Source organism: Kitasatospora sp. A2-31 (genome assembly GCF_022288725.1).
Taxonomy (GTDB): domain Bacteria; phylum Actinomycetota; class Actinomycetes; order Streptomycetales; family Streptomycetaceae; genus Kitasatospora.
The window spans coordinates 1-12,917 of sequence record NZ_JAKNTA010000042.1 but is presented as its reverse complement, the minus strand read 5'-3'; the positions used below and the strand labels follow the sequence as shown (position 1 = coordinate 12,917).

General features: G+C 69.0%; 4 protein-coding genes. 3 read left to right on the top strand and 1 reads right to left on the bottom strand.

Annotated elements, in window-relative coordinates; all coding sequences use genetic code 11:
- The first annotated feature begins 20 nt into the window (after window positions 1-20).
- From MCM47_RS38310 to MCM47_RS38300, 3 genes are all read left to right on the top strand, one after another.
- Window positions 21-8,447, top strand: a complete 8,427-nt coding sequence (locus tag MCM47_RS38310; RefSeq protein ID WP_238951585.1) for a LamG-like jellyroll fold domain-containing protein — start codon at window positions 21-23, stop codon at window positions 8,445-8,447.
- Window positions 8,448-8,481: 34 nt separating this feature from the next.
- Window positions 8,482-9,051: an SMI1/KNR4 family protein gene (locus MCM47_RS38305; protein WP_238951584.1), complete on the top strand. Its 570-nt coding sequence runs from the start codon at window positions 8,482-8,484 to the stop codon at window positions 9,049-9,051.
- 254 nt (window positions 9,052-9,305) lie between these two features.
- Entirely contained in the window at window positions 9,306-9,488 is a 183-nt protein-coding gene (locus MCM47_RS38300) for a hypothetical protein (RefSeq protein WP_238951583.1), read from the top strand.
- Window positions 9,489-9,696: 208 nt separating this feature from the next.
- On the opposite strand, the gene MCM47_RS38295 is transcribed toward MCM47_RS38300, so the two are convergent.
- The gene (locus MCM47_RS38295; RefSeq protein WP_308222634.1) at window positions 9,697-12,171 is read right to left on the bottom strand and encodes a Helicase associated domain protein; all 2,475 of its coding nucleotides are present in this window, start codon (window positions 12,169-12,171) and stop codon (window positions 9,697-9,699) included.
- Between the last annotated feature and the right edge of the window lie 746 nt (window positions 12,172-12,917).

The following is a 12,917-nucleotide window of genomic DNA, read 5'->3' as shown; positions in this document are numbered from 1 at the left end:
GCCGCATCGCGGCCAGCGAGGTGGTCGAGAACCAGGGCAACGACAATGCGACCTACTCCGTCGACGGTGTGACCCTGGGTACTCCCGGGCCGGCGGGCTCCGCGACGGCGGCGAGCTTCGACGGAAACACGGGCTATGTGACGCTGCCGCAGACCGAGCTGTCCACCTCGTCCTACGCGGCGGTCGGGCTCTGGTTCAAGACCACGGGCTCGGGTGTGCTGTTCAGCTACCAGACGGAGACCTTCCCCGGCAGCGGTACGACGGCGGGGGACTACACCCCCGCGCTCTACGTCGGGACCTCCGGAAGACTTCACGGCAAGTTCTGGGCTGGCTCGTCCATCCCCATGCAGTCGTCCAAGGCGGTCAACGACGGCCAGTGGCACTTCGCGATGCTGTCGGCGTCCGGGGCCTCCCAGACGCTGTACCTCGACGGTCAGGCCCAGGGCACGCTGGCCGGCCCGGTCCTCGCGCCGGGGCAGCGTGCTGGTGCTGTCGGCGGCGGCTTCACCAGTGCCTGGTGGCAGGACAGCCCGTTCAGTGACTTCACCGGCCGGGCGAGCTACTTCTCCGGCAGCATCAGCGACGTCGCGTTCTACAACCGAACCCTCGGTGCCCCGGCCGTCCAGGCCCTGTGGCTGGCTGGCAGCCAGCCCTCGACCGAGCTGTCTGGGCTGAAGCTCCCCTCCGGCAAGACCCGACTCGCCATCTCCTACGACACCGTCAAGGACCGCGCATCCCAGGTCACCGACGAGAACGGTGGCACCTGGAAGCTCAACAACCCGACCGTGTCCGGCTCCTCCCAGGAGTACCGGGGCCAGATCATGGGCTCCCGGCCGAGCGGCTACTGGCGGCTGTCCGACGGCGCTGGCGTGCAGGCCGCCAACCAGATCTACACACCGCGGCCGACCCCCAACAACGGCACCTACTCCGATGTCGCCCTCGGGTCCGCGGGGCCCATGGCAGGTTCCACCGGATCCGCCTCCTTCAACGGCAGCACCTCCTGGGCCGAGCTGCCGGCCTCCTACGCGCCCCAGTCCGGCCCGGGAGCGCTCGGGATGTGGTTCAAGACCAGTAGCGCCGGCGTCCTGCTGAGCTACCAGTCCTTCCCCGTCAACGCGCCCCACACCCAGTGGGGCCTGCACTGGAACCCGGCCCTGTACGTCGGCACCGACGGGAAGCTCCACGCGCAGCTGTGGACCGGCGATGCCTCCCACACCATGGCCAGTGCCGCCACCGTGAACGACGACAAGTGGCACTTCGCCCTGCTCTCCGCCGACAGCCCCACCTCCCAACGCCTCTACGTGGACGGTGCGCAGAGCGCCGGACCGCTGGACGGCACCATCACCCCCAACGGCGTCGAACACGTCTTCGTCGGCGCCGGCGCCGTCTCCCTCGGCTGGCCCGCTGCCCCCGGCGACGACTCCGGCCACTTCGAGGGCCAGATCTCGAACGTGGCCGCCTTCCCGCACGGCATGGACAGCACGGCCGTCGCGAGCCTCTACCAGCTGGCCACCACCAGTGGCGCCGTCCAGTACGACGCGGCCGTCGTCGACGCCCACCCGACCGGCTACTGGCGCATGGACGACACCACCGGTAACCAGGCCACCGAGCTGATCTCCTCCGCGGCGCTGGCGCAGAACCGAGCTAGCTACCACAACACCACCTGCTGCCAATCCGGCCCCTGGGCCTCCGGCACTTCCACGGCCACCGGCTTCAACGGCGCCAACGCGTACGTCCAACTGCCTCCCAACACCGCGCCCAAGCACTGGGGTGCGGCCACCGTCGAGCTCTGGTTCAAGACCACCACCCCCGGCGTGCTGTACAGCCACCAGTCGTTCCCGATCGACGGTAAGCCGATCAATGGCTCGACTGATCACTGGAACCCGGCGCTCTACATCGGCTCCGACAAGAAGCTCCACGGTGCACTGTGGACCGGCTCGGCCGACAACGCCCTGGTCTCGGCCAACACCGTCACGGACGGGGCATGGCACCACGTCGCCCTGACCGGCGACGGCTCCGGCCAGACCCTCTACCTGGACGGTGCTCCCACCGCGACCAGCACCACGGCGCTGCCCATCACCTACAACGGCTCGGCTTATGCCTACCTCGGCGCCGGGTGGACCGGCGGCTGGCCCAACCCGCCGTCGGACCAGGTCGGCTACTTCAACGGCGCCATCGCTGACTTCTCGACCTACCGATACCGGCTCACCAAGGACACGGTCTCCGGCCACTACAACCGCGCCACCTCCACCGCCGTGATTGGAGGCTTGGACGCCGCGAGCGCCTACCGCACCAAAGTGATCCAGGACAGCGCCCTCGGCTACTGGCGCCTCAACGACCCGTCCGGCTCCTGGTACGCCGCCAGCCAACTCGGCGACGCTCGCCCCGACGTCAACACCGGCAACCTGACCGACGTCCTACTGAATGGCAACGGCCCCTCCAACGACCCCAACCAGAGGTCGGCCGTCTTCAACGGCACCACCTCGCAGATCCAGCTCCCGTCCGACGCCGCACCCGTTCACGGCCCAGCCAGCGTCGAGCTGTGGTTCAAGACCACCAGCGGCGGACCGCTGTACAGCTACCAGGACTTCCCGGTGGGCGGCCCCCTGGGGAATAGCTGGAACCCGGCGCTGTACGTCGGTTCGGACGGCCGCATCCACGGTGAATTCTGGATGGGCTCGGGTGCAGTCATGACCTCCGACCGGACCGTCAACGACGGCAAGTGGCACCAGGTGGTCCTCGCTGCCGATGACAGCGGCCAAACCATCTACATCGACGGCCGTGCCAGCGCCTCTGACACCAGCGGACGCAAGATCACCTTCAACGGCACGCCGTACGTCTACATCGGAGCCGGCACCACCACCGGATGGGGCTGGCCCGGAGGCGGCGCCGACCACTTCAACGGCAACATCGCCGAAGTCTCGTACTACAGCACCCGCCTCGACCCGGACACCGTCACCACCCATTACAAGTCCATGGGCGACGGCGGCACCGCCACGCCCGTCACCACCGCCGTCGTCACCGACCCGACCGGCTACAACCTGACCTACCAGTACGACACCCGCTCCTCACGCCTGCTCTCCCGCAGCGACGGCTACGGCAACACCACCCGCTACAGCTACGACACCGCCGGGTACCTCTACGCCGTCAGCGACCCGAACGGCCACACCATCACCACCGGACACGACGCCCGCGGCAACACCGTCTCCCGCACCACCTGCCGCGGCGCCGGAAGCTGCCAGACCAGCTACGCCACGTACTACCTGGACACCGGCAACCCCTTCAACCCGGCCAACGACAAGATCCTGACCTCCAGCGACGCCCGGTCCTCAGGCCCCGGCGACACCACCTACACCACCCGCTACGCCTACGACGCCAACGGCCAGCTGACCTCCACCACCACCCCGGCCACGCCCGACTTCCCCCGGGGCCGCATCAGCTACACCCTGCGCACCGATGCCACCACCCAAGCCCAGGACGGCGGAACCGTACCGGCCGGACTGGTCCGGGCCCAGACCGGCCTGCTCGACGCGGCCGCCTACCCCGACCCGAACAAGATCCCCGCCGACCAACAGACCACCTACACCTACCGGACCAACGGCGACGTCGCCTCCGTCACCTCCCCGCTGCGCCCCAAGGTCACTTACCGCTACGACAACCTCGGCCGCACCATCAGCCAGGCGTACGGCTGCGACGACTGCCCGGGCGGCAGCGCTTCCGCGCCCCGGATGCTGGAGACCAACTACACCTGGGACGGCCAGGACAACCAGGTCACCCGCACCGACCCTTACACCACCGACGCCGTCACCGGCGCCAAGCACACACGGCAGGTCACCACCGCCTACGACGTCGACGGCAACCAGGTGAGCCAGACCGTCGCCGACACCACCGGCGGCGACCAGCCGCGCACCACCACCTGGACGTACGAACCCGACACCAGCCGGGTGAAGCAGGTCAAGGACCCCGGCGGCCACCTGACCTCGTACACCTACGACCGCTACGGCAACGTCGCCACCCAGACCGACGCGGCCGGCACCACCTACAGCTACAGCCACTCGCCCATGGGGCAGCTGCAGCAGACCGCCGTCACCAACTACACCGGCAGCAGCGCCACCCCGACCGCACCGCGCTGGCAGGTCGTCGACTCGCGCGGCTACGATCCCGCCGGCCGCCCCGCCACCGCCACCGACGCCATGGGGCGCACCACCCACACCTACTACAACGACGACAACACGGTCGCCGAGGTCGACCTCGACGGCTACCACAACACCGACGGCACCCTGCGCAACGTGGTGCTCCAGCAGAACACCTACGACGACGCGGGCCACCTCACCCAGCGGGTCACGGGTAGCGGCAGGACCACCACCGCCACCGCCTACGACGCGGCTGGCCGGGTCACCCGGACGAGCGTCGACCCCGGAGGCCTCAACCTCACCACCACGTACACCTACGACGTGGCCGACCGTCCGACCAGTGTGGTCAGTACCGGCGGCGGGGACGCGAGCTCGACCCAGATCGACTACGCCTACGACGTCACCGGGAACGTGCTCAAGCAGACCGCCCGCAACCAGCCCGCGGACTCGGTGGTGGCGTATGGCTACAACAGCCGCGGGCTGCGCACCAGCACCACCAGTCCGAACGGCAACGCGGTCGGCGCCGACCCCTCCGCGTACACCAGCAGCGTCGGGTACGACGAGGCCGGTCGGCCCACCGTCACCACCGGCCCGCTGTTCAGCGCGGAGTCGTACGACCCGACCAGCCGCGGAAGCAAGCCGCAGCAGGTCCGGCCGATCAGCCGGACTGGCTACGACACCTACGGCCAGGTCACCTCCCAGGTCGACCCGCTGGGCAACACCGTCACCAACACCTACGACCTGGACGGCCACCAGATCGCCGTGGCCGGCGCCGCCTACACCGACCCGCAGTCCGGCGCCAAGGTCACGCCGACCTCCACGGTCGAGTACGACGCACTCGGCCGGCCCGTCAGGACCGTCGTCGACCCGACCGGTCTCAAGCTGACCAGCACCATGCGGTACGACCAGTTCGGCAACGTGGTGCAGACCACCCTCCCGGCGAGCGGAGGTGCCACCGCACCGACCGTCACCAAGTCCTACGACCTTGACGGCGAACTGCTCTCCAGCACCGGCCCGACAGGCGCGGTCAGCCAGTCCACCTACGACGACCTCGGAAGGCGCATCACCAGCACCCAGCTGGAGCGCTACCCCGCGGTGGCGGCCTACACCAGCACCTTCACCTGGGACGACGCGGGCAACCAGCTCAGCTCCACCCTGCCGGGCGGTGCCGTCAGCAAGGTGAACTACAACGCTGTCGGCCAGGTGCTCAGCGCCACCGACGCGACCGGCGTCACCGTCCGCTTGGCCTACGACGGCCTCGGCCGGACCAGCCGGGTGACCAGGGCCGACGGGACCGCGACCGTCACCGGCTACGACCGGCTCGGGCGGACAGTGAGTACGACCGATCTGGACACCGCAGGGGCCTCCGTGGCCACCCAGTACGCTACGTACGACCCGGAGGGGAACGTCGTCAGCGCCACCGACAAGGTGGCGAGCAGCGCCGACATCGCCGCTCACTCGCGGCAGTTCAGCTACAATGCGGCTGGCCTGGCGGTCCAACAGGTCGAACCGGTCGCCGCCGGGCAGACGATCACCACATCGGTCGGCTATGACGCTGGCGGGCGCAAGACGCGCTGGACCAACGGGAAGAACGTTGCGGTGTACTACACCTACAACTCCCTCGGGCTCCCCGAGTCGACGGTCGAACCGCCGACCACCGCCCACCCGAGCGCCGCCGAAGGCCTGTTCACCACCAGCTACGACGCGGCCGGACGAGCCGTCACGCTGACCGAGCCGGGTGGCGTGGTTCGCCGCCGCAGCTACGATGGCGCGGGCAACCTGATCCAGGAGAGCGCCACGGGCGCCGAGGTGGCGACCCCGGACCGCACCCTCGGCTACGACGCCGCCGGCCGCCTGATATCCGTCGGCACTCCCGGCACCACCCCGGACACCTACACCTACAACGATCGCGGCCAACTGCTCACCGCCGCGGGTCCCGGCGGCGCCGGCAGCTACACCTACAACGGCGACAGCCGGATGACCGCCCGCACCGACGCGGCCGGCACCACCGCCTTCGGCTACAACGCCGCCGGTCAGATCACCAGTGCGACCGACCCGTTGACCGGCGCCACCGTCGGATTCGACTACGACACGGCCGGTCGCCTCACCACCGAGCGCTACGGCACCGGTGGCGGCAGCCGCAGCTACGGCTACGACAACCTCGGCCGACTGCGCGACGACACCGTCAAGAACCCGGCCGGGGCAACGGTCGCCTCGATCGGCTACAGCTATGACGTCAACAGCCGGATCACCAGCAAGACCACCACCGGCACCGTGGGGGCCGCCAGCAACCAGTACGGCTACGACCTCGCGGGACGCCTCACCAACTGGAACAACGGCACCATCGCCACCGCGTACACCTGGGACGCGGCCGGCAACCGGATCTCCGCCGGCGGCGTCACCTCCAGCTTCGACGAGCGCAACGAGCTGCTGAACGACGGCACCACAACGTACAGCTACTCGGCCCGTGGCACCCTCACCGGTAGCACTGCCCAGGGCTCACAGCCCAAGGACGTCCAGTTCGACGGCTTCGACCGGATGGTCAAGGAAGGGCCGTCCACGTACACGTACGACTCGACCGACCGCGTCGTTCGGAGCGGGAACACCGCCTTCACCTACGACGGCGGCTCCAATAACGTGGTCACGGACGGCACCGCCAGCTACACCCGCACCCCCGGCGGCAGGCTCCTGGGCACGGCTGCTACCGGAGCAACGCCCAACCCCCGCCTAGTGATCAGCGACCAGCACTCCGACGTGGTCGCCACCATTGACCCCGCCGCCAAGGGCGTCGCCGGCTCCACCGCTTACGACCCCTTCGGCAAGCCCACGGCCAGCGCCGGTGCCACCAACTCGCTCGGATATCAAAGCGGTTGGACCGACCCCGCCTCGGGTGACGTCAACATGGCCGCCCGCTGGTACCGACCCGGCAGCGGCACCTTCGCCTCGCGCGACTCCTGGCAGCTGGGCACCACCCCGTCTATCCAGGGGAACCGGTTCACGTACGGCAACGGCGACCCGATCGACTCGACGGACCCGTCGGGGCACAACCCCTGCGAGACCATTCGACACTGGGTGCCGTGGCGCATCCCGCTTGTGTGCATCCCCGACCTGCCTATAAAGCTCCCGTATGGTTCGGAGGATTTCCGAGGCGGGTTCTCCGACGGGCCGCGGATTGACTGCGACAAGTACTGGTGGACGACTGACTGCGGCGGCTCCGGCTATCGGCCAGCTCCCTCGGTAACAACTGAACTGAACAGGACAATCACATCCACAAGTGACCTGAGGAGAATCCCCCGCGGAGGCGGCTCAGGTGACGGAGCCCCCCGCAACACGGGCCCGCACAATCGTCGCCCCGGCCCAGGCAGGCCTTCCGGCCCGAGCAGGCCTTCCGGTCCAACCTTGCCCAGGCCCAAGCCGCCGGCCGATACCCGCCCGATCAACGACAACGACCGCCCGCACGCTGGCCCCAGTGCGATTGACTTCTTCACGGACACCGTCGTGACCGTCGGCACCGCTGTCGTCACCACCGTGGTGGTGGAGGGCACCCCGGTGGTGGTCGGCGCTGTCACCCTCGTCGGCTCTGGGGTCGTCGCCGGTACCGAGGCCCTAATCGACGTAGCTGACGACCTGCTCACCGAACCGAAGCCAGAGCCCCGCGGAAGGCCAGCGCCCGCGCCAGATGACGACTCCGGTGACTGTCGAAATGGCTTCGGTGGCGGGTGGCGCAAGTACTCGCCGGTTGACCAGGCGAATGGCTCTCGTGCCACCGGCGCGGAGGCGTGCCTTACTAAGGATTTCATCGACAACAACCCTGGGGGCGATGTCGTATCGTCCGGCAATAAGGCGGTGACCCCGCCCGCCTATGCTTGGGCGGCAGGATATGCGTACAAGCTCGGCAACGGTCCGGCGTGGAAATGGCGAAACAATTGCCACCTGCTGGCCAGCTCGCTTGGCGGGGAGGGGGCGATCTACGAGAACCTCGCTACCTGTGCCCGCACGGCGAACTCAACGCGTATGGACACAAGAGGGCCGGAGAACCCAAAGGGGAACATGGCAAAGTATGAGGCGCAGGTAAAGCGTATTCTGGACGATCCCGCGCATTATCCGGGCGCAGTAGTTCACTATCAGGTAACCCCGAAGTATGACGGAAGCAGGGTGGTTCCGACCGATTTCCACATGGAGGCAACCCTGTACATGCCGGGTGCCGGTACCTCCCGCCTGTTTAAGGTTGACGTACCTAACGAGATGTACAGTCTCAAGGACGGACAATGGCACAATATGGGCAACGATGCCCCGACACGATGGGAGCCGTAGAGTGAATGACGGTCAGTCCAACACGCTTGCAGCTATGTCGGCTATCAGGGAGCTGCTGTCATGTATCGGGCCGACCTGCGGGGACTCTGTCGACTGGGGTGCCGCAGAGAAGCTGTACGGGAAACCCTTCCCCGGTGACTACCAGGCTTTCGCGGCCGCCTTCGGCGGCGGCTCGATCGAGCAGGTGGTAGGAATCCGCATGCCCGCGGTCACTCCGGACGAACTGCACGGGAATACAGTGTCGAGGATCTCCGAAGCAGCGCTCGCGGACGAGGCGGTGAACAGGTGGCGTCCCTCCGAGCAGGGCCGCCACCGGCTGGAGGACCTGCTCATCTGGGGGGAGACAGCCGCGGCCGACACCCTCTGCTGGATCACGGCGGATCCGGACCCGGACCGCTGGCCAGTCGCGGTGTACTCGCGTGGGAACCTTGAGTGGTCGGTATACTCGTGCGGTATGGCCGAGTTCCTGCTCAAGCTTCTGCGCAACGAGTGGCAGCCATGGCCGATCAGCGATGCCTCTCTCCAGGACATGGCGGACCCGCGCTTCCTGCACGACAAGGACGAGGCGGCGGGATGGGAGTCGGGCAGCGACCCCTGGGAGTGAAGGCAGCGCCTCACGAGAGGCGCTGTCGACTCGCTTCGAGCCAACCCCTGTCAAGAAACGAATCCCAAACCGGGAGACATGGCTGCCACTCGAACGCCGTGCGCATCGTTCGGGTGATCGGTTCGCGGCCAGCGCATGGAAGAAGGGCCTCTTGCGTAGTTCGGTGATGTCGAGTCAACGAACAGCCAGGAGGCCCTCGTGCGTCACCCTGGCGTGCCAGCCATGCTGCCCGGCGCCGAGAAGGACCTGACCGCGTGCAAGCCAAGCTGGCGAAAGCCGCCGCCACGATGGGCATGGAGATCTCCGACCGGATCGGCCTGTCCTGCCACGTCTTCCGCCGTGCCGGTTCGGCCGGCGGCCCGAAGGCGTCGGTGCAGGTCCCCATCGCGCCGTGGCTGGGGCTGGGCGACGGCCGACCTCCGGAAGTGCGCCAGTGAACCGCGGGCCGAGCGTCATGCGGACCAGATCGGACAGATCCTACTCGCACCGGATCGGCCTCCAGCGGCGTGGCGCGCAGTGCCTTTGCGCGGTGGCCCGGTGACCCCGCTTCGCGGCGCCACCGACAGGAGGAGGAAGGCGGGTGAGTTGGGGCCCGGAAGGGTGACAGGCTCGGCAACGCCGGCGGGTCCGCGCCCGGCCCTCGGCCTACTGCCATCTCATTCCGAGTTGGGTGAGGCGTTCGGCGCGGGTGGTGGGGATGGTGGCGCGGCGGTTGCGGCTGTTGGCGATGAACAGGCCGAGGCTGATCTCCACCACGGTGCCGTCGTCGAGTGCGAGGGTTTCTTTGTGTTTGCGGGGGACGTTCAGGTGGCCCTCGCGGGCCCGGTACTGGGCGGCGGCGGCGAGGTTCCGGGCCTCTTTCTCCGCGTGCGTCACCTTCCCTGCCGGCTTCTGCTCGGCGGGAAGCGGCACGATTCCGAGGACGTGCTCCAGCACCCACTGCTGCGCCGGGGCGAGCTTGTCCCAGCCGACCTGCTGCGCGCGCCCCCACCCGGCGAGGTCTTCGCCCTGGACGACGACGCTGCCCGGCGCGGCGCCGGCCAGGGTCCCGCCGTCCTTGACGTGCCGCCAGGCGAGGGTGAAGCACCGCTGCCACTCCACCGACCAGGTGGGGCACCACGCGGGGTCGATCTCGTCCAGCGCGGCTTTGCGGTCGGCGCTCAGCGCCCCGGTCCAGTCCAGGCCGGTCTCCCCGGCCTCAGCGCGGCGCTGGAGCGCCTCGGTGCGCCGCTGGGCAGTGCGCAGGTTCTTCATGATGGTCCCGACGGGCCGACCGCCCCAGACGGCTTCGTTAGGCGGGCAGGCGTGTCCGTGTTCGGCCGCGTACCCGGCCACCGCGGTGAGGTTGTCGGTGAAGGCGGTGTCGAACGCCGACCAGACCATGCCCAGCTCGTCGAGCTCCTTGATGCGCTCCGGGTCGAGGACGTCGGCGGCCTTGTAGCGGCGCTGGTCGGCCACCCACACCCCGAGCCGGTGCCCGGACGGCGCGACGTAGGCGTACGGGACCTTCACATCCCCGAATGCCTTCCGGTAGGCGCGCAGCTCTTCCAGGCCCCGCCGGAACTCGGCCCGCTCCGGCTCCAGCACCCGGGTACGGATGAACGCGGCGATTACCGCTGGATCCCGCTGAGTGGAGAACTGCAGCAGCTGCGCCTCGCCGCCGGCGGAGCGGAACTCCTCCACCTCCCCGGCGTGCCGAGGCTCGCGGGGGGGCCGGGTCTCGGACTGGGGCAGGGCCAGGCGTTCGACGGCGGCCGCGTCGTGGGCTCGTAGGGCCATGAGGAGCTTGCTCAGCCCGTCGTAGGCCCGGGAGGTCAGCAACTGGTCGCCGTTCTCGCCAGCCCCGAGGAGAACGGGCACCACGATGGTGGCCACCTTGCCGCTACCCGGCTTCATGCGCAGCGCCCGCCCGACGGCCTGGACCAGATCCACCATCGACCCGCGCACGTCCGCGAAGAACACCGCGTCGCAGTCGAAGGTGTCCACGCCCTCCGACAGCACTTTTACCGAGGCCAGGACATAGCGCAGCAGCCGCCACCCGTCCTCCCGGATCAGGGAGGCGAACGTGCCCAGCACGGCCCGCCGCTCGGCCGACGTGTGCTCGGCCTCCAGCCACGTCGTGCCGACCAGCGCCGGATCCGGGTGCAAAGCAGGGTCCTGCTCCCACAGCAGCCGGGCGACGTCGCCCAGGCCGGTGCTGAGCGCCCTCGCCTCGGCGACCATGTGGTGGAAGGACAGCACCCGGCTCAGGTCCCACTCCGCGCAGGCGGTCAGCAGGGCGGTCTGGAGGGCCGCGAGGCGGGCGCCCCGGTACTCCACCGACATCTCGTGCGCACCGCGCTGCTCCAGGCCCTGGAGGACCGGGTCGGACACGTCCACGCACACGATCCGGTAGGGGGCGATCACGCCGTCGGAGATCGCGGTGCCGAGGGGGTAGTCGTGGGCGACGGGCCCGAACAGCGTCTCGTCGTCCATGGACGCGATGAGCTCGGCCGTCTCGATGCCGGCCGTTCCGGTCCCGGCCGCCGCCCGCAGCCGATCGGTCTCCTTCATGGCCCACAGCCGCGGGGTGGCCGTCATGAACAACCGCCGTTCACACGGAATCCGGGTGTTGTCCAGGATCGCCGCCCACGGCCGCCCCGCCAGGCCACTCACCCGGTGCGCCTCGTCCACGATCGCGAGCGAGAACGGCTCCAAGCCCTCCTGGTGGGCCTTCTCCAGGTGCCCGAGGCCCAGGCTGGCGTACGTGGCGAACACCGTCACCTTGCCGGGCCCGGCCGTCCACTTCATCAGCTCGGCCGGGTCGGTGGTGCATCGTAGGCCCACCGGCTGCTCGTTGCCCGTCAGCGAGCAGAGCCCGACCATCTGCCCCCCGCGCCCCTCCCGCTGCCAGACCTCCACCGTCTGCTCCAGGAGCGGCAGCGAGGGCACGATCACCAGCGTCCGCTCGGCGTGGAGCCGCGAGGCGACGTGCACGGCCGTGAGCGACTTGCCCGAGCCCGTCGCCGCGCGGATCTGGCACCGCAGCCCCTCCGGCGGCACCAGACCCGACGCTGGCAGCGTCAGAAGTCGTACTGCCGAATCGCAAGCCTCTTCCTGGTGCGGACGCAGCTTTTTCATCATGACGGCGATTTCCCTTCCCCGGAAATTGTGAGACGCAGAGACGAACTAGAACCGAGCCTTTTAACGATCCCAGCTATTCAGCGAACCCCAGGACGTGACCCCACTGGAGCCTGGCCTGGCGCAGGTCAGTCCACGCCGCGTCCCAGTGCCGTGAGCCCCGCCCCTGGGAGCGGATCAACAGCATCAGGGCCACTATCCTGCCCTCCAGCACGTCCAGCTCCGCCTCCTGTTCAGCCGTCAGCCCCGCGACGTCTCCCGCAGAGGCCCCGTCACCAACGGGTGCGTTGACCAGGCCATCCCCGCCGTTCACCACGTTTCCCTCCGCGTTCTCTAGAGCCGATTTCTGCGGGCCCTTTTCAGAGCACTGAACCCGGGCGATCCTGCCGATTACAGGGGCACCCGGAGCCTGTCTAGCAATCCAGAGTCTAGCGGGCTGCTGTCTTTGATGCACGAGAACGGGCGAAGCCCGCCCCCTCCACCATCCCAACGAGTGACCCCACCCCATGACCACCCATCACCTCCCCACCCACCCAGGCGCGAAGCGCCCCACCCCCACCCACCAAGGACCGAAAGCCCCCACCCTGACACCCACCCAACTCCGCAGCGAAGCGCGGAGTTTACCCACCATCCAACCCCACCCAACCACCCGCACCCCGCACCGATCGGGCGCAGCCCGATCCAGGCCGGCACAGCCGGCCCCACCCGCGCGCAGCGCGGGCCAGCCACGGACACAACCCCCCCCC

What these genes read in the sequence shown, in the direction of transcription:
- MCM47_RS38305 (WP_238951584.1), top strand. Translation starts at nt 8,482, where the DNA reads ATGTCGGCTATCAGGGAGCTGCTGTCATGTATCGGGCCGACCTGCGGG.
- MCM47_RS38295 (WP_308222634.1), bottom strand. Translation starts at nt 12,171, where the DNA reads ATGAAAAAGCTGCGTCCGCACCAGGAAGAGGCTTGCGATTCGGCAGTA.